The organism is Nonomuraea turcica (assembly GCF_030718205.1).
Lineage (GTDB): Bacteria > Actinomycetota > Actinomycetes > Streptosporangiales > Streptosporangiaceae > Nonomuraea.
Genome location: NZ_JAUZQF010000043.1, coordinates 1 through 17867 on the forward strand (window position 1 = coordinate 1; position 17867 = coordinate 17867).

At 70.1% G+C, this 17867-nt stretch carries 17 protein-coding genes and 1 pseudogene; 6 read left to right on the plus strand and 12 right to left on the minus strand.

Annotated features, from left to right (window positions below; genetic code table 11):
- A pseudogene (locus Q9G87_RS56020) lies at positions 1–508 on the minus strand (D-alanine--D-alanine ligase family protein); the annotation flags it as partial.
- A 551-nt stretch (positions 509–1059) separates the two neighbouring features.
- Here Q9G87_RS56020 and vanY-N point away from each other — a divergent pair.
- Positions 1060–1698: a D,D-peptidase/D,D-carboxypeptidase VanY-N gene (gene vanY-N / locus Q9G87_RS56025; protein ID WP_305924878.1), complete on the plus strand. Its 639-nt coding sequence runs from the start codon at positions 1060–1062 to the stop codon at positions 1696–1698.
- 224 nt (positions 1699–1922) lie between these two features.
- Here the strand turns inward: vanY-N and Q9G87_RS56030 are convergent, their stop codons facing one another.
- From Q9G87_RS56030 to Q9G87_RS56045, 4 genes are all read right to left on the minus strand, one after another.
- Positions 1923–4697 (minus strand): FAD-binding and (Fe-S)-binding domain-containing protein, encoded by a 2775-nt coding sequence (locus tag Q9G87_RS56030; protein ID WP_305924879.1) that lies wholly within the window; start codon positions 4695–4697, stop codon positions 1923–1925.
- 12 nt (positions 4698–4709) lie between these two features.
- Positions 4710–5723, minus strand: a complete 1014-nt coding sequence (locus tag Q9G87_RS56035) for a zinc-dependent alcohol dehydrogenase (RefSeq protein WP_305924880.1) — start codon at positions 5721–5723, stop codon at positions 4710–4712.
- Positions 5724–6572: a fumarylacetoacetate hydrolase family protein gene (locus tag Q9G87_RS56040; protein WP_305924881.1), complete on the minus strand. Its 849-nt coding sequence runs from the start codon at positions 6570–6572 to the stop codon at positions 5724–5726.
- Positions 6573–6663: 91 nt separating this feature from the next.
- Positions 6664–7434 carry an IclR family transcriptional regulator gene (locus Q9G87_RS56045; RefSeq protein ID WP_305924882.1) on the minus strand — a complete coding sequence of 257 codons (771 nt, stop codon included), beginning with the start codon at positions 7432–7434 and terminating at the stop codon, positions 6664–6666.
- A gap of 139 nt (positions 7435–7573) precedes the next feature.
- On the opposite strand from Q9G87_RS56045, the gene Q9G87_RS56050 reads away from it, so the two are divergent.
- Together Q9G87_RS56050 and Q9G87_RS56055 are read left to right on the plus strand one after the other, a co-directional pair.
- Positions 7574–9283 (plus strand): IlvD/Edd family dehydratase, encoded by a 1710-nt coding sequence (locus Q9G87_RS56050; protein WP_305924883.1) that lies wholly within the window; start codon positions 7574–7576, stop codon positions 9281–9283.
- Between the two features lie 11 nt (positions 9284–9294).
- Entirely contained in the window at positions 9295–9972 is a 678-nt protein-coding gene (locus Q9G87_RS56055) for an SDR family oxidoreductase (protein WP_305924884.1), read from the plus strand.
- Positions 9973–10224: 252 nt separating this feature from the next.
- Here Q9G87_RS56055 and Q9G87_RS56060 read toward each other — a convergent pair whose 3' ends face one another.
- Both Q9G87_RS56060 and Q9G87_RS56065 read right to left on the minus strand, forming a co-directional pair.
- Positions 10225–10365 (minus strand): hypothetical protein, encoded by a 141-nt coding sequence (locus tag Q9G87_RS56060; RefSeq protein WP_305924885.1) that lies wholly within the window; start codon positions 10363–10365, stop codon positions 10225–10227.
- 38 nt (positions 10366–10403) lie between these two features.
- Complete coding sequence (locus Q9G87_RS56065) at positions 10404–11534, minus strand: diaminopropionate ammonia-lyase (protein ID WP_305924886.1); 1131 nt, start codon at positions 11532–11534, stop codon at positions 10404–10406.
- Between the two features lie 40 nt (positions 11535–11574).
- Between Q9G87_RS56065 and Q9G87_RS56070 the strand changes: the two genes are divergently transcribed.
- Positions 11575–11964 (plus strand): LysR family transcriptional regulator, encoded by a 390-nt coding sequence (locus Q9G87_RS56070; RefSeq protein ID WP_305924887.1) that lies wholly within the window; start codon positions 11575–11577, stop codon positions 11962–11964.
- On the opposite strand, the gene Q9G87_RS56075 is transcribed toward Q9G87_RS56070, so the two are convergent.
- Together Q9G87_RS56075 and Q9G87_RS56080 are read right to left on the minus strand one after the other, a co-directional pair.
- Complete coding sequence (locus tag Q9G87_RS56075) at positions 11961–13577, minus strand: transposase (protein ID WP_305924888.1); 1617 nt, start codon at positions 13575–13577, stop codon at positions 11961–11963. The genes Q9G87_RS56070 and Q9G87_RS56075 overlap by 4 nt on opposite strands.
- Positions 13570–14145, minus strand: coding sequence for an IS607 family transposase (locus Q9G87_RS56080; protein WP_305924889.1), 576 nt, complete (start codon positions 14143–14145; stop codon positions 13570–13572). Before Q9G87_RS56080 ends, Q9G87_RS56075 begins: the two co-directional genes overlap by 8 nt.
- Before the next feature lie 30 nt (positions 14146–14175).
- On the opposite strand from Q9G87_RS56080, the gene Q9G87_RS56085 reads away from it, so the two are divergent.
- Together Q9G87_RS56085 and Q9G87_RS56090 are read left to right on the plus strand one after the other, a co-directional pair.
- Positions 14176–14676: a LysR substrate-binding domain-containing protein gene (locus Q9G87_RS56085; protein ID WP_305924890.1), complete on the plus strand. Its 501-nt coding sequence runs from the start codon at positions 14176–14178 to the stop codon at positions 14674–14676.
- A 180-nt stretch (positions 14677–14856) separates the two neighbouring features.
- Positions 14857–16041: an ArgE/DapE family deacylase gene (locus tag Q9G87_RS56090; RefSeq protein ID WP_305924891.1), complete on the plus strand. Its 1185-nt coding sequence runs from the start codon at positions 14857–14859 to the stop codon at positions 16039–16041.
- Between the two features lie 258 nt (positions 16042–16299).
- Here the strand turns inward: Q9G87_RS56090 and Q9G87_RS56095 are convergent, their stop codons facing one another.
- The 3 genes from Q9G87_RS56095 to Q9G87_RS56105 all read right to left on the minus strand — a co-directional run bounded on the left by Q9G87_RS56095 (position 16300) and on the right by Q9G87_RS56105 (position 17724).
- Complete coding sequence (locus Q9G87_RS56095) at positions 16300–16728, minus strand: hypothetical protein (protein WP_305924892.1); 429 nt, start codon at positions 16726–16728, stop codon at positions 16300–16302.
- A 172-nt stretch (positions 16729–16900) separates the two neighbouring features.
- Positions 16901–17350: a hypothetical protein gene (locus tag Q9G87_RS56100; RefSeq protein ID WP_305924893.1), complete on the minus strand. Its 450-nt coding sequence runs from the start codon at positions 17348–17350 to the stop codon at positions 16901–16903.
- Positions 17347–17724, minus strand: coding sequence for a hypothetical protein (locus tag Q9G87_RS56105; RefSeq protein ID WP_305924894.1), 378 nt, complete (start codon positions 17722–17724; stop codon positions 17347–17349). Before Q9G87_RS56105 ends, Q9G87_RS56100 begins: the two co-directional genes overlap by 4 nt.
- Between the last annotated feature and the right edge of the window lie 143 nt (positions 17725–17867).

Below are 17867 nucleotides of genomic sequence, written 5' to 3' on the forward strand. Positions count from 1 at the left end.
CCACGCCCGCGCGTAGTTCCTCCATGGAGGTGACCCGTGAGATGCCGATGGAGGAGCCCATGTTGGCCGGTTTGACGTACATCGGCCAGTCGAGCGACTTCACCAGAGCCCAGGGGTCGGTGGTGGTACGCCATTCGTGCTCGCTGAACCACACATGCGGGGTGACCGGGATGTCCTCCGCCAGGAACGCGCGCCGCATCGCGACCTTGTTCATGGCCACGGCCGAGGCCAGGACGCCGCAGCCCACGTACGGGATGCCCAGCGTCTCCAGGTGTCCCTGGACGACGCCGTCCTCGCCGAACGGCCCGTGCAGCACGGGGAAGACCACGTCGGCCAGATCGCGTCGCAGCTCCACCGGCCACCTGCCCTGCCGGTCGATGATGACGGCGACGGGCTCGTACAGATCCCTCGGCAGAGCATCGAGCACGGCCTGCGCCGACTGCAGCGACACCTCGTGCTCGGCGGACGGCCCACCCGCCAGCACAGCCACGCGCACCCGTTCAGTCACGAATCGATCAGCCTTTCCTCAGTGGCACGGAGCTAGCCGGACCTACCGTTAGGAACAGGCGCCGGTAACCCCATCCACTGTCGGTCGGCCGTATCGCCGCCTCGTCAGCGCCGTGTCATGGTTGTGTCACGGCCCCGGTGACCTTGAGCCCCAGATGCAGGGCGAGCCGGTCGTCCCCGCTGGACAGCTAACAGCGGGGATCTCCTCGATCCTGCGCAGCCGGTCCGGGCTGCCGCTGAGGACCGAGTCGCGCAAGACCTTTTGCCGAGGTGGATGACCGCGCTGCTCGCTAATACCTCGCTGGCCAGCTCCATCCCGGGTGGAAAGGTGAGTCGCTGGTCGTGTAACCGCCGTGGTGGCCAGTCACGGCGATCTGGCGGGCCTCCGCAGCCTCGAAGTGGATGTGGTCGTTGGCGAAGAACAGCCGTGTTCCCGCCTCGTGCGTGCCCTGTCATGGTTGTGTCACAGGTCGCTTCGACGGTGGCCGCTGTTGACAAACGGTGACATGCGGCGGACAACGCACGCATATTCGGTGCCAATCGTGGTTGGTCATGGACGAACCACGAACGATCCCACCTCGGCTGCGAGACCGGCTGTACGCTGCGGTCACGCTGGCGCTGGCCGTGCTCCTGTTGCCCGCGGCGCTCGTTCGCCATCCCAGCCGCGCCCGTGAACTGGCCTGCAGTTGGGCGTTGGGGATGCGCTTCCCCGCCGAGGACCTCACCGGGCTCACCGACGGAGCCAAGCAGGCGTTCACCGCGGCGCGCACCGCGGCGCTCTGGCGTCACGGCCAGCTCATCGGCCTCACTTCGGGATACCGCGATCCCCTCATCCAACAACAGATGTTCGACGCCGAGGTGCGCCGCTCCGGCTCCCCGGCCCTGGCGCGCATGCTCGTGCTACCACCGTCGGAGTCCTGCCACGTCAAGGGCATCGCGCTGGATGTGCGTCCCCACGAAGGCGCGCGCTGGCTCGAGGAGCACGGCGCCCGCTACGACCTCTTCCGCATCTACGACAACGAGTGGTGGCACTTCGAGTACCGCCCAGAATACGGCGGCAGACCACCACGACGACGACCCACCCCGGCGTGGGCTACGCAACCACGATGCGATGGCGGGAGGCATGAACCACAGCGAGCCTGCACGAACAACTCGTTGGATCTCCGGGATCCTTGTCGCCGGCCCCGCTAGCCTTTCGGCTGGGGGATCCGTCCTTCCCGGCCTGGCTGCCCGGGGCCGCGCCGCGCCCGTCCCCGGCGCGGGCTGATCTAGCTGTACTGTCCCGCGAGGATTCTGCCCCAGTCCACCGTCCTGGCCCACTCGGCGTAGCTGTGCCGGCGCACGGCGGGGGCGCATCCGAGGTGGCAGGGACGCCGCCCTGGTAGGGCGGATGGGTCGTGCCCACGGCACGGTTCTCAGGCGGTGGCCTGGTCGAGCAGTTCGAGGAGGTGGTGGTAGACCCGGGCGGTGGCGCGGGTGAGGCCGAGTTCGCAGGTGCGGTTGAGCGAGGCGTGCGCGGCGAAGTCCCCGGACTTGACGGATATGGCTTCGGCGTGGGTGGCGGAGGCGGTCAGTTCGGGGTGGAGCAGGCCGCGGTCGCCGGCGAAGGCGCAGCACTGCCAGCCCTCCGGAACTACCACGTGGTCGGCGATGGCTTGGGCGATTTCAGAGATGGCCGCGTCCAGACCCAGGCGGGTGGACGAGCAGGTGGGATGGAGCGCGAGGGAGGCGAGGCGGCGAGGCTCGGGGAGGCGGGGCAGGAGATGCTCGGCGGTGTAGGCCACAGCGTCGAGCACCCGGACGGGCAGCGCCTCCGCGAGGCGATGGAAGCCCTCGGTGCAGGAGGCGGCGTCGCTGATCACCGGGATGCGGCCTCCGTCCGTGGCGTCGAGGAGCGCGTCGCGCACGCGGTCGGCCATCGTCTCGTAGCCGTCGGTGTACCCCTTGGACGACCAGGGCGTGCCGCAGCACAGCCCGCCGATCCCCTCCGGCACGTGCAGCCGCACGCCCGCACGCCTGGCCAGCCGCGCGAACGCGATCATCACGCCGGGCCCGCCGTCCGCCGGGGCGAACATGGTGTTCAGGCAGGACGGCAGGTAGACCGCGTCGGCATCGGGATGCGGCGCCGGGCGGCGGCGCATCCCGCCGCGCGGCAGGTCGCGGCTCCACTGGGGGACGCTCTCGGGGGTGGTGAGGGCGCGGGCGGCGCGGCTGGCGGCCTCGGGCAGCGCGGGCGGGGTGGCGGCGGCGGCGTCCAGGGCGAGGTTCATCGCCCGGGTGACGCCGTCCCAGTGCTTGGCGGCCGACTTCCAGCCTTGCTGCGTCACGCGGCCGTGGCGTTCGGCGCGCAGGCGCTTGGTCAGGTCGCCGGTGTTGATGCCGACGGGGCAGGCGGTGGCGCACATGCCGTCCACGGCGCAGGTGTCCACGGCGTCGTAGCCGTACTCGGCCTCCAGCTCGCGGGCGAGGGCATGGTCGCCGGCGGAAACGGCGGCGGCCAGCTCGCGCCGCAGCACGATGCGCTGGCGAGGGGTGGTGGTCAGGTCCCGGCTGGGGCAGACGGGCTCGCAGTAGCCGCACTCCACGCACCGGTCCACTTCGGGTTCGACGGTGACGACGGCCTTGAGGTCGCGCAGGTGGGCGTCGTCGTGGTCGGTGAGGACGACGCCGGGGTTGAGCGTGCCGTCCGGGTCGCACAGGCGCTTGATCTCGCGCATCACCTCGTACAGCTCGTCGCCGTACTGGCGGTGGACGAACGGGGCCATGACCCGCCCGGTGCCGTGCTCGGCCTTCAGCGTGCCGCCCCGCGACAGGACGGCCTCCACCATGTCCTCGGTGAAGTCGGCGTAGCGCTTCAGCTCCGTGTCGAAGCGCTCGTTGAGCATGAAGTGCAGGTTGCCGTCCTTGGCGTGGCCGAAGATGACGCTGCGCTCGTACCGGTGCCGCATGAACAGGCCGGTCAGCTCGTCGCACAGCTCGGCCAGGGCGGGCACGGGGACGGCGACGTCCTCCAGCAGCGCGGTGGTGCCGCTGGGCCGGGCGCCGGCGACGGAGGCGTACAGGCCCTTGCGGATGTGCCACAACGCCGCCCTGCCACCGGCCTCCCTGCTCAGCCGGGCGGGCGCCGCCAGCGACAGCGAGGGGAACAGCTCGCCGGCGGCGCGTTCGCGGCCGGACAGCCGGTCGGAGTCGGACTCCTGCCATTCGACCAGGAGCGCCGCGTGCTCCGCGACGGCAAGCGTACGCAGGACGTCATCGGCTTGGGGGTCGCTCTGGGCCACCCGCAGCGACTCGGCGTCCAGCAGCTCGACGGCGGCGGGCTCGACGGCGACCAGGTCGGGCATGGAGGCCATGGCCTGGCGCAGGGTGGGGAAGACGAGCAGGCCGGTGGCGGCCAAGCGGTGCGCGGGCACCGTGCGGAAGACGGCCTCGGCGACGAAGCCGAGCGTGCCCTCGCTGCCGATGACCAAGTGGGCGAGGATCTGCGCGGGGGAGTGGTGGTCGAGGAAGCTGTTGAGGCCGTACCCCATGGTGTTCTTGAGCGAGAACTGGGCGGTGATCCGGCGGACCGAGTCGGGATTGTCCCGCACGCGGTCGCGCAGCCGTTCCAGGCCCTGCGCCAGCTCGGGTTCGAGCGTGCGCAGGCGCTGGTCGGCGTCGGGGGCGCCGGTGTCGATGACGGTGCCGCTGGGCAGCACGATCGTCATCGAGTCCAGGGTTTGGTAGGTGTTGGCGTGCGTGCCGCAGGTCATGCCGCTGGAGTTGTTGGCCACGACGCCGCCGATCGTGCACGCCGACTCGCTGGCCGGGTCGGGGCCGAGCTTGCGGCCGTACGGGGCGAGGCGGGCGTTGACCTGCCGCAGCACCGCGCCGGGCTGCACGCGCACCCGCTGCCCTTCGTCCAGCACCTCGATTCCACGGAAGTGCCGACGGGTGTCCACGAGGAGATGCTCGCTGACGGCCTGCCCGCTCAGGCTGGTGCCGCCGGAGCGGAAGGTGAGGGGGAGGCCGGTGCGCAGCAGCGCGGCGACCTGCTCGGCGCTCTCGGGGACCAGCACGGCCTGCGGGGTGAGCAGGTAGTGCGAGGCGTCGTGGGCCATGCCGAGCCGGTCGCTCGCGCGCGTTCTGGTGATTCCCGGAACGGCGGCTTCCACCGCGGCGAGGAGAGTGGGGTCCGCTCTATCGATCACGTTCGTACTCTCTTATCGGCGCGGGTCTATGTGGATCTTCGGGCCCGGCCCAGCGCCGGTCGGCCGGCATCCGGCCAGGACGCCGGCGGTCTCGGCGAGACCGACCGTGGCGGCCACGAGAGGGCGGGCGTCGACCGAGGCCTCGGCATAGGCGGCGATGGCACCTGCGAGGCCGGCCGAGCCGCCGAGGATGCCGACGGCGGTGACGTCCTTGAGCGCCAGGTCGCGGGTGTCGATCGTGGACGGGGTGCCGGCCAGGCCGATGTAGACGACACGCCGGCCGGGTTCGACGAGGTCGAGGGCGAGAGCGGGCAAGTCGGGCGCGTTGGACGCGTCGATGACGGCATCCCAGGGTAGCGATGGCAGTGACTTTCGGGTCCAGGCATCGGTGAAGCCGAGGCTTTCGGCCAGGCGAAGCCCGTGGTCGTCGCGTCCCATCAAGTGGACCTCGACTCCGTCGGCGCGAGCGAACAGCGCCGTGAGGAGGCCGATCGTGCCTGTGCCCAAGACCAGAGCCCGCTCGCCCGCCTTCAGCCTCGCGGCGCGGACGGCCCGCAGCGCGTTGCCTCCCGGTTCGACGAGCGCGCCGAGCGTGGGATCCACGATGTCCGGCAGGTGATGCAGGGCCGTGGCGGGCACCGCGAGTTGCTCGGCCAGCGCGCCCGGGCGGCCCCGGCTGATGCCGATCTCGGCAAGCTCGGCGCACACGTGGTGGCGGCCGGCCCGGCAGCGGTCGCAGTGACCGCAGCCGAGCATGGTGTCACCGGTGACTCGTTGCCCGAGCCATGAAGGGCTCACGCCCTCGCTCACCGCGCTGACGCGCCCGCACCATTCGTGGCCGGGACGGAGCGGGTACCAAGAACGGCCGGTGTGCAGGTAGCTCATCTCCCCGGTGAACAGCTCGACGTCCGTGCCGCACACGCCGACCCGCTCGATGTCCACCACCACTTCACCTGGCGCGGCGGCAGGCGGTTCGACCTCGTGGACCTCAGCTTTCCCAGGGCCGGTCAGGACCAGAGCACGCATCTATCGGGGTCCGACGACGTGCTGGCGCTGCGTGCCGAGGCCGTCGATGCCGAGTTCCATGACGTCGCCGGGCCGCAGCCAGATGGGCGGGGTGTGGCCCATGCCGACGCCCGGCGGGGTGCCGGTGTTGATGAGGTCGCCGGGCTCCAGGACCATGAACTGGCTCAGGTGGTGCACGATGACGTACGGGTCGAAGATCATGGTCTTGGAGGTGCCGGTCTGACGGCGCACGCCGTTGACGTCCAGCCACATGCCGAGGTTCGTCACGTCGGCGATCTCGTCCGGAGTGACGAGCCAGGGCCCGGCCGGGTTGAACGTCTCGGCGGACTTGCCCTTGCTCCACTGGCCGCCGCGCTCCATCTGGAAGGCGCGCTCGCTGACGTCGTTGACCACGCAGAAGCCGGCGATCGCGTCCTTCGCCTCCTCGACCGAGTCGAGGTACGAGGTGCGCCGGCCGATGACGATGCCCAGCTCCACCTCCCAGTCGGTCTTGGTCGAGCCACGCGGGATGCGCACCTCGTCGTACGGGCCGACGAGCGTGTTCGGCGACTTGGTGAACAAGATCGGCTCGTCCGGCACGGCCTGCCCGGTTTCGGCGGCATGGTCGCTGTAGTTCAGGCCGATGCACAGGATCTGGTGCGGCCGGGCGATCGGCGCGCCGATCCGCTCACCGGCGAACTCCTGGGGCTGACCAGTGGCGATCCGATCGGCGAGCAGCGCGACGCCGCCCGCCGCGAAGAACTTCTCATCGAAGTCGGGGGTGACGTCTGAGACGTCGATGTAGTGCGTCTCGTCGATGCGGACGACGGGCTTCTCGGCGCCGGGCGCGCCGATGCGCATGAGGTACACGGTTGTCTCTCTCAGAAGGGGTTTCCAGTAGGGCGTGGGCAGACCCTCGCCCAGGGCGTATACATCGGCCGAGGCCGGGGTCGCGGTGAAGTCACGTGGGTTGCTCTCCCATGACGATGGCACGGATGGCGGCCACGTCGTCGATGAGCGTCGGCAACGGGGTCCGGTAGGCCAGGCCGCTGACGCTGATCGCACCGCTGGGCATCGTAGGCGAGGTCAGGTACGCCGGCACCGCCAGGCAGTTGACGCCCGGCTCGCTCTCCTGATCGTCGGCGGCGTAACCCTGCTCGCGAACGCGCTCCAGCTCGGCGTGCAGGCCCTCGACGGTGGTGATGGAGCGCTCGGTGCGGCGCTCCAGTGCCCGATCGCCTACCCACGCGCGGACCGCGTCCTCGTCCGGCAGGCTATGGGCCAGCAGGAGCTTGCCGACGGCCGTGCAATGCGCCGGGTTACGCCCGCCGACGACCGAGGTAAGCCGGACCGCGCCGGCCGCCGGGTCCAGCTTGGAGCGGTAGACCACCGAGTCGCCGTCCAGCACCGCGTAGTGCACCGTCTCGCCGTACCGGTCGCACAACGCCTTGAGCACCGGCATCACCCGCACATGATCGGGCCGGGCCTCATGGTGGGCGAAGGCCATCCGCAGGAACTCGTCGCCCAGCACGTACCGGCCATGACCGTTCTGCGCGGCGAATCCGGCACGCCGCAGCGCGGCCAGCGCGCGATGCACGGTCGGCTTCGGGCTGGCGACCGCGCGGGCCATCTCCTCCAGCCCGATGCCGTCGGGATGGCGGGCCAGCTCGGCCAGCACCGCCAGCACGCGGTCGGACCCGACGAGCTTGGGCTCGTCGATCAGCTCGGGCATGTTCCGAAGGTTAGACCACCATTCCATAAAACGGAAGTTCTTCTCGAAGGGGAGACCGTCTAGTGAAGTATGGGTTACTCTTCCCCTGGATTTCACAAATCGGAGCAAAGTTCCAATAAATGGAAAGAGTGGTGGCCTGATGGCGGGGAGCCGAAGCGCTCAGTGGTACGCCGGTAGCGACCGCAACGCCTACATCCATCGCGCGTGGATGCGGCGCGGGCTGCCGTCCGACGCCTTCGACGGCCGGCCGCACATCGCGATCGCCAACACCGCCTCCGACCTGACCCCCTGCAACATGCACCTGAACGAGGTGGCCGAGCACGTCAAGCAAGGCGTGTGGGAGGCGGGCGGCGTGCCGCTGAACCTGCCGGTGGTGTCGCTGGGCGAGACGAACGTGCGCCCCACCGCGATGCTCTGGCGCAACATGGCGGCGATGGCGATCGAGGAGATGTTGCGCGCCAACCCGATCGACGGCGTGGTGCTGCTCGGCGGCTGCGACAAGACCATCCCCGCGCTGCTGATGGCCGCCTCCTCGGTGGACCTGCCCGCGGTGGTGGTGCCGGGCGGCCCGATGCTCACCGGCACCTTCCGCGGCGCGCCGCTGGGCTGCGGCACCGATGTCTGGAAGCTCAGCGAGGAGGTCCGCGCCGGGACGCTGTCGCAGGCCGACTTCCTGCGCTCGGAGTCGTCGATGATCCGCAGCAAGGGGCACTGCAACACGATGGGCACCGCCTCCACCATGGGCCTGCTCGCCGAGGCGCTCGGCATGACGCTGCCCGGCCTGGCCGGCACCCCCGCCCCCGACAGCCGCCTGTTGGAGGGCGCGCACGAGACCGGCCGCCTCATCGTCGAGATGATCGCCGACAGGCGGCGTCCCTCGACGGTCATGACGCGCGGCTCGTTCCTCAATGCCATCGTCGCGCTGGCCGCGCTCGGCGGCTCCACCAACGCCGTCGTGCACCTGCTGGCCATCGCCGGCCGGCTCGGCGTCGAGCTGACCCAGGACGACTTCGACCGCACCGGCTCCGGCGTACCCCTGCTGGTGGACCTGCAGCCGGCCGGCCGCCACCTCATGGAGGACCTGTACCGGGCGGGCGGCCTGCACGCGGTGCTGGCCGAGGTACGCGACCTGCTCGACCCGGCCGCGATCACCGTCACGGGCCGCCCCCTGGTCGAGGCCCTCGGCGACGCCAAGATCTACGACCGTGAGGTGATCCGCTCCCGGCGGCAGCCGCTCCAGGAGGACGCCGGGATCGCCGTCCTGTACGGCAACCTCGCCCCGGACGGCGCCGTGATCAAGCCCGCCGCCGCCTCACCGCACCTGCTGCAGCACCGCGGCCCGGCCGTCGTGTTCGACTCGATCGAGGACCTGCACGCGCGCCTCGACGACCTCGATGTCACGCCCGATTCGGTGCTGGTCCTGCGCGGCTGCGGGCCCAAGGGCTATCCCGGCATGCCCGAAGTGTCCAACATGCCGCTGCCGCCCAAGCTGCTCGCCCAGGGCGTGCGCGACATGGTGCGCATCTGCGACGGCCGGATGAGCGGTACCGCCTACGGCACCGTCGTCCTGCATGTCGCCCCCGAAGCCGCAGCCGGCGGACCCCTCGGCCTCGTCCGCACCGGCGACATGATCGTCCTGGACGTCGAGAACCGCCGCCTCGACATCGACGTCCCCACGGAGGAACTGGCCGCCCGCGAACCGTCCCCGGAGATGACCGCCGCGTTCGCCCGCCCCGCCCGGGGCTGGCAGCGCCTCTACGTCGAGACAGTGCAGCAGGCCAACACCGGCGCCGACCTCGACTTCCTCCTCGGCTCCAGCGGCGACGCCGTGCCGCGCGAATCCCACTGAAAGGAGCTCTCGTGTCCCGCACCGCCCTCATCACCGGCGGCGTCAGCGGCCTGGGCAAGGCCGCCGCCATCCGCCTCGAAGCCGACGGCGTCAAAGTCATCACCCTCGACGTCACCGACGGCGCCGACCTGGTCGTGGACGTCACCGACCCGGCCGCCGTCCAGGCCGCCGCTGACGAGATCGGCCCCATCGACATCCTCATCAACTCCGCCGGCATCGTCGGCCCCAACGCGCCCCTGTGGGAGATCCCGCTCGACGGCTGGCGGCGCACCTTCGACGTCAACGTCAACGGCACCTTCCACACCTGCCGCGCCTTCGTCCCCGGCATGCGCGAGCGCGGCTGGGGCCGCATCGTCAACCTCGCCAGCATGGCCGGGAAAGACGGCAACCCCAACATGGCCCCCTACTCGGCCAGCAAGGCCGCCGTCATCGCCCTGACCAAATCCCTCGGTAAGGAACTGGCCACCAGCGGCGTCCTGGTCAACGCCATCGCCCCGGCCGTCATCGAGACCCCGATGAACGCCACCACCGGCCCCGAGGCCCTGGCCCACATCGTCAGCCTCATCCCCATGCGGCGCGTCGGGAAGCCGGAGGAGGTCGCGGAGCTGATCGCCTGGCTGGCCTCCGACAAGGTCAGCTTCTCCACTGGGGCCGTCTACGACATCAGCGGAGGCCGCGCCACATACTGACGGTCCGCTTCGCTGTCTTCCGACCCGCTCGCCGTGTTCATGCGGTCGCGCCGACGTCGGCTCCGGGTTGCGGCCCCTTCCACAACTTGCCAGCGGCAGCCGGTTGGTCACACCGATATCTCCGGCCAATCTGCAGATCCGGACTCCGTACAGGCTCGACCTGCGATGGGCGCGCGCTCATGATCCTACGACGCGCCGGTTCGGGAGAGGTCCTCATCCGGGTGTCGGCCGAGGGCTGCGAGCCGGCCGAGATCAGCCTCGGCGGCGGCGGGCCGCGTCGGCATCGGTGAGGGCGAGGCGGTTGATTCCGCGCAGGCCGGTACGTTCGTCGTCGTAGGCACCGATCTTCGCGAGGGCCATGAGGGACTGCCACAGGCGTTCGCCGTTGACCATGATCGTGTCAGCCCCCCGTGGCCTTTGCGGGACGCTGCTCAGTGGCCGGTGGTGCGGTGCGGGTTGGCGGCCGTGCCTTCGGTGCTGAGCAGTACGACCACCGAGGTCGGGCCGAGTCCCAGTGCCGTGCGGTGCCCTTCGGCTCCTTCTCCGGTGAGCATCGCGCGGACACCGGCGAGAGCGGCGGCCCCGCACGGGCCCGAGGAGACACCGAGTTTCGCGAGGTCGCTGGCCGCGCGGGTGCTGGCGGGGTCGGTGATGGCGATTGCGGCGTCCAGCCCGCGGTGCAGGTAGGGCCAGGCGATGCTGGATGGGGTGCCGCAGTTCAGCCCGGCCATGGTGGTGTGACCGGTGGTGATGCTGACGGGTTCGCCGCGGGTGAGACTCTCGAGGACGCAGGCCGCGGCCTCGGGCTCGACCGACAGCAAGGCTGGAGCCGGTGCGGATGGACGGCTGCGGTAGTGGGTGACCACGGCCTGGGCCAGGGAGCCGACGCCCACCGGGACGGCGATGAGCCCTGGCGGCGTGGCTTCTGCGGCGGCGAGCTGCTCGTCGATTTCGACGCAGAGGGTGGAGTATCCCTCGACGATCCAGCCCGGGATCGTCTCGTAGCCGGGCCAGGCGGTGTCCTGGATGAGGATCGCGTCCGCAGTGGTGGCGGCTGCCTCGGCAGCCTGGTGGACGGCGTCGTCGTACGTGCCCGGCACCCGGGTGATCTCCGCCTCCTCGGAGGCGATGGCCGCCACGGCGTCCGGATGGACACCCCGGGGGATGAAGACGTGCGCGCGCTGGCCGAGCAGGCGCGCTGTCCGGGCCACGGCGCGGCCGTGGTTGCCGTCGGTGGCGCTGACCAGCGTGACGGGCTCTGCACTCGGGTGGTGGGCAGTACGCTCGGCCAGGGCGCGGTGGGCCGCCCAGGAAGCGCCCAGTGCCTTGAAGGCAGGCAGACCGAGACGGGACGACTCGTCCTTGACGAAGATTCGACCGACCGCCAGCTCGGCTGCCAGGGAGGGCAGTTCTGTCAGCGGGGTGGGTGCGTAGCCGGGCAGGGCGGCGTGGAAGTCCCGTACCCCGGCAGGGGCGGGCGCGCAGGTCCAGGACCGGGCAGCACGGCGCGAGAACCACGGCAGAGTCCTCGTGATCCTCGGGGAAGAAGCGTTGTCCAGCACATCCTCAGCCTGCGCCCCTCTTCCATCATCGGTCCAGCGAATGTTTTCGTCCGTTTCCCAGCAACTCTCCCAGCTGGAGATGGAGGTCGGCGTTCCGCTGCTGGAACAGGTGGGCCGGCGGGTGCGGCTGACCGAGCAGGCGGAGATCCTCGTCTCGCACACCGAAGCGGTGCTGGAGCGGCTGGAACAAGCCGAGGCGGACATCGCCACCTCGATGACTGATCTGACCGGCACGCTGCGCATAGCCTCCTTCCAGACGGCTGCCCTGGCCTTGGTGCCGCCCGCGCTGAGCCTGCTGCGCGATCTGCACCCGGGCCTGCGGGTGCACGTGACACAGATGCCTCCGGAAGCAGCTCTGCCCGCCCTCCAGGCCCGCGACTTCGACCTGGTCGTCGCCGAGGAGTACCCGGACAATCCCAACCGTTCCTAAGGACTGAGCATGAGTTGCAGGTGCTCAGCCGAACGCTCCGAACGGTGTTGAGCGTTCTGGTCGCCCACGTTCTCACCGTATCCGGGCGGCGCGGATCGTGTCCGTGGTCCGGGGATGCGGGGGCGGGGTCCCTCACGCCCGCGGGTGCCCGTTCGGGCCTGGGCGGTCCGATGCCCGTGCTCATCGCTCCGGTGAGCAGGGGGCGGTGCCGTCCGTCGCCGGATCGGGTGCCCGAGGGCGCGTCTGCCGATTGCCACGGCGGCCGCGTCGTGGCGGGTGGGCGTGCGTTTGTTGCTGGTCAGTGGGGCCCGCCAGTGCTGGGCGCCCCACTTGGAGGTGTAGGCCGGATCGGCGGCGATGATGGCGATGCCGGTGGCCTCGGCCATCGCGGTCAGCCGGGCGCGCAGCTTGCCGGTGGGCATGCCGGAGATGAGGTTGCGGAAGCGTTTGCGGCGGCCGTGCTTCTCCCGGGTCTTCTCGGCGGCGAAGTCCAGGTCTTCGATGGCGATGGCTTTCACGCCGCAGGTTTGGGCCCAGTGCAGGAGCCGGGTCAGGGCGTGGCGGACCTGGGCGTCACGGTGCTCGGCCGAGCCGCTCAGGTCGTAGGCGAAGCGGCGGGGGTTGCCGATGGGGTTGCCGTGGACGTCCAGGCGCCAGGCGGCCAGATGATCGGCGTTGGTGTCCACGGCGATCACGCCGTGCGCGAGCGCGGCCGACATAGGGATGGTGGGGGCCGGTGGGATCTGCCAGGAGGCGGTGATGTACCAGCGTCCGCGCTGCACATCCAGGTGGATGCGGTAGGCCACGGCACGGTTGGCTTCGACCCGGTCCCGCCATTGGGTGCCGCGGTGCGCGAAGCGCACCCGGCAGGCGAGGATGTAGCGGCGGTGGGGTGCGTTGGCCAGGTGCGCCAGCGGGGCGGGCAGCCGGATCGACACCTCCCCGTCGGGGGTGATGCGGATGGTCTCGTTGCCGTACCGCTTGCCGGACTCGCCGTCGGCGGCCAGGAACCAGCGCTCGACCTCCCATTTCTGCCGCCATTCGTCCTCGGTCAGGCCGGCGGCGTGCAGGTGGTGCCGGGTGCGGGCCAGGCGTTTGCCGCCCCGCACGATGCGCACGATCCCGGCCTGGTGGTCGGCCTTCTCCCGCCGCAGCCGGTCGGTCAGCACGCGCAGGCGGCGACTCTTGGCGTGCCACTCCTGCGCCGAGCGGTAACCACCCGGGCCCTTCCGGCTTCCCTTCTCACCCACCGGAAGCGACAGCCGATGCTCGATGGTGGCGATGGCGGCTTCCAGATCGGCGATGTGCGCGGCCTGGCAACGCCGGGCCAGCGCCCACTGATCGTGGCTGGCCTTGGTGATCGCCCCGGCCCACCGCGACGACGACAACACCGTCAGCTCGCGTTTGCGCGCCGCCCACGTCTGGTTGTCGTGCTCCAGCCCATCGGCGCATCGCCTCTTCAGATCACCCGAGGCCAGCGCGCCCAGATGCGCGCCCACCAGGCGCAGCACCTGCTCATCAGCGGCCGTGAGGTTCGTGAGCCGGTCCCGGACGGCCACCCCGGATGGGCCGCACGCGACGAACGGCGCCTCGATCGTTCGCAGCTCAGCCATGCTCGGCCGCCTCCAGGGCCTTACGGGCCCGGTTGCGTGCCGACCGGCGCCCGTACAGGCGGGCACACAACGAGGTCAGCACCTCCACCATGTCCCGCACCAGATCGTCGTCGGCCTCGCCATCGTCCAGCACCACCAGGCGGCGGCCATGCGCGGACAACACCGCTTCGACCAACTCGACGTTCATACCGCCCAGGCGGTCCTTGTGTTCCACCACGACCGTGATCACCTGCGGGTCGGCCAGCAGCCGGCGAACCTTCGGACGGGCACCGTTCATCCCCGAGGCGATCTCGGATTCGACCCGTACCACCGGATGCCCGGCCTGCGCCGCCCACGCCGACAGCCGAGCCACCTGCCGCTCCAAATCAGTCTTCTGGTCATGGCAGGAGACGCGGGCATACAGTCCTACACCGCCCCCTATGCCCGGATCGGCGTTGGCCTCGACATTCACCAGAATCGTGCGAGGCCCGACCCGCTCGGCGGGAACCGGAAGCGTGCCGTTACGGAACCAGCGGTAGGCAGTGTGGGGACTGATCCCCTGTGCCCGCGCCCACTCCGTAAGATTCACACCGGCACCATAGCACACTCAAGTAACATCATGCACACTCATGCACACTCAAATACCACCAGCCTCGACCCCTCCAGAGCGCCGGTCGTGGAGCTGGAAGACCTGCTCGACGACCCCCTTCACCTGGCCCTACCGGAAAAGGCGTCCGAGGAGCGGGAGAGTTCTACGGCGTCGCTGCGTGCGCTCGCCGCTCGACCGTGGGCCATGGAGCCCGAGGGCACGGCTGCCCGCCGCGGGAGCATGACCTTGTGCCGTAACGCCGGCTTCGAGCCCGACGTGCGGTTCGAGACCACCGACCTGCTGCTCCAGCTCCGCCTCGTCGAACAGGGCCACGCCGTCGCCCTGCTGCCCGACCTCGTGTGGAACGGGCGATCCCCGACCGTCACCCTGCAAGAGCTTCCCCGCGGGCAGCGCACCCGCCGCATCTTCACCGCCGTACGTCAGGGCCGCAGCCGGCACCCCGCCATCAGGGCCGCCCGCCGTGCTCTCCAGCACGCGCGGATGGAACTGGCGGGCCGGACCGGCGCCTGAATGGCACGGAACGGGGCCGACGCCCCAGCAATCGTTCGGAATTTCCGATGATTTATGCCCGGAAACCTTCGCTGGACCGACGCGATCGGCCTGGGGCACGATGCTGACGAAACCCGCCGTCGGTAATCCCGCCGCCCCTCGCCGTGTCTAGATGGCACGTCAACGCTGGAGAAGGCTTTCATGCTGCCCGAACCCCCTGCAACCCCAGCGGCTTCCGACCTTCCGGACCTCGACCCTGTTCCTCTCCTGGCCCGGCTGACCGCCCTCGACTCCGTCAACCCCGACCTCGTACCCGGCGGGGCAGGCGAGAGCGCCATCGCCGACTTCTGCGGCGCATGGCTTGCCGCCCACGGTTTCGAGGTGCACCGCGTGGAAGAGCGACCGGGGCGTCCCTCGCTCGTCGCCATCGTCCGCGGCACCGGCGGCGGCCGGTCACTCATGCTCAACGGCCACCTCGACACGGTCGGTCTCGCCGGCTACGAGGGCGACCCCCTCGACCCACAGATCCGCGACGGCAGGATGTTCGGCCGCGGCACCTTCGACATGAAGGGCGGCATCGCCGCCATGATGGTCGCCGCCGCACGCGCCACGGCAGGAGGTCCCCTGCGCGGCGACGTGATCGTCGCCTGCGTCGCCGACGAGGAGCACGCCAGCTCCGGCACCGAGGAAGTGCTGAAGTCCTTCACCGCCGACGCGGCGATCGTCACCGAGCCGAGCCATCTCGAGCTCACCCTCGCCCACAAGGGTTTTGCCTGGTTCGACATGGAGATCGAGGGCCGCGCCGCCCACGGTTCACGCCCCGAGCTCGGCATCGACGCCATCGTCCAGGCCGGTCACTTCCTGGTGGCGCTGGAGGGCTTGGGCCGACGCCTCGCACAGGGCACGGCTCACCCGCTGCTGGGCAGCGGCACCGTGCACGCCTCAGTCATCCGCGGAGGCCAGGAGCCCTCCACCTACCCGGCGTACTGCCGCATCACCCTCGAACGGCGCACCATCCCCGGCGAGAGCGCCGACAGTGTGGAACGAGAGCTGACTGCCGTACTCGACCACCTTGCCGCCACTGTTGCCGACTTCCAGTACCGGCTGACCCGCGGCCTGTATCGCGAGCCCTTCGAGGCCGACCCGAAGTCCCCGATCGCCCGAACCCTGGCCCACCACGCCGAAAAGGTGCTCGGGCACCCGCCCGTGGTGCGCGCCGAGCCGTTCTGGACCGACTGCGCCCTGCTGGATCGCGCCGGCATCCCCTGCCTGCTCTTCGGCGTCGACGGCGCTGGAGCCCACGCGGCCACCGAATACGTCGACCTCACCTCGCTGGACCGCCTCACCAGCATCCTCACCGACACCATCATGGATTTCTGTTCCTGAGCCGCAGGGGCCCTGCCCCGAGTCCGTGCGGAAGGACAATCACGTGCAGTGCCGCATCGGCGACAGAAACAGCGTTCTATCCGTCGCTGGCCTTCACCCGCCACCCGGACGACGTCAAGGTCACCGTCACGTTCGAGTGGTCGAACGGGGAGCGCGGTCAGCGGTGCGGCACATGTCGCGCTGGAGGGCCTGCTCCTTGAACGACATAACCAGGGACAGGCACTGCTTTGCTGGCCCCGTGGAGGCGGTTCCTGGTAGTCAGAGCTGGGAGTTGGGTGGCAGAGCGAAGGGGTCTTCGGGGAGGAAGCAGCCATAATCCTGCAGCGGCCTTTGGTCCCCGAGTATGATCCGCTGAAGTTCGCCGGCGGGGGAGAGACCGTCCGGGCGGTCCAGGACGCGTTGGCCCGGCTGCGGCTCGCCATGGCCGCATCTGATCATTGTCTCCGGTGCATCGGCCGCTAGCCGACCGAAGTGGTCCAGCAGAACGTGTACCGCGTCGTACACGTCGCGGACGTTTTCGGCCGCGCTTTCCCGACTGGCCTCGGGGTAGAGATCATGGTACGCCGCGCGGGCCGACGCCAGGAAACGCTCCGGATCTACGATCACCACGTCCCGACGGGTGCGGACGCTGATCGTCATTCCCGCCGTTGGAACCGTCTGCTCATCCACCGTCTGAAGGTAGCTCACCAGCCAATCGTCGTGCCGACCGGACCTGCCCCCGCACAACCGGGCGGTTGACGGCAACGCTGACGGCAACGTCGGCCACAAAGCTCATACGCAGAGCACACCGCGGACGGCCGGCTGACTCCTGGTGCAGCTGGGGAGCAGGGTGATTGCTACACCTGAAAAACGGACGGTCCTATGACGCCTCCACTGCCAAGCGGACACAGGCGGGGCAGGCCCAAGCTGCCCCTGGCGCGAACGGCAACGGCCATCCGCAGATCGGCAGCGGATGTGCTGGCTCGCCACAGAGGCTCGTTCCGCTGTCACCTTGTACAGCATGCTGAACGGCGCCTCGTTCCAGGCCGGATAGCCCCAGCCGGTAGCCGTCTTCGACATTCACCGGCCCCGCATCCACGGTGTAGACCAGCAGGTCATCCCAGTGGATGGGCCAGCGTCGTGCTCCGCGCAGCAGTCCGCCGGGCTCGCCGTCAAGTTCCACGAGCGCCAGCGTGCCATTACGAAGGATGCCCACCACCGTGCCGCGCTGTCCAAGGAGCCATGATGCGAACGCCCGTGTCCTGGCTGGGCTATGGAGCATATCCACGATCTTGACTCGGCTGCCGACGGTGCTCCCAGCCGTCGTCATGGCGCGTTCTCCTCCAGGGGGGCGCTGGCGGCGTGTCCCAGGTCGCCGATCGCCTGGGAGAGTGGGTGGTTGGCGCGTAGATCGGCGTACCGGAAGGCGATGCGGCGTGCGGCTCGTTCGGGTTCGATGGCCGGGTGCCAGGCGTAGACGGCACGCTTGCGTTCGGGGTCCCAGCCGGTGCGCCACCAGAACCGGTCGCCGTCGCACCAGACCGCCAGCCCTACCCAGACCGACACCAGGGCGAGGTCGTACCCCGTGTGGATGTCTGCTTGTATGCCGTACTCGGTCTGGAGGGTCTGGCGCAGGAGATCTGCGGACAGCATGGCTTGCGTTTTCTTGCCGTTCCTGGGCACGGCGATAATCTGGTCCTGCATCGTTGACGCCCCAAGCTCTCGATGCTTCGGACCCCCGTCTGCGGGTGGTGTTGCAGCACCGTTTGTCCCGTAGGTGGGGGTCTACTCAAGGCCCCGGGTTTAGGGGGGCTAAAGTCGAGAGTAGAGCCCTGACCAGGCCCTCG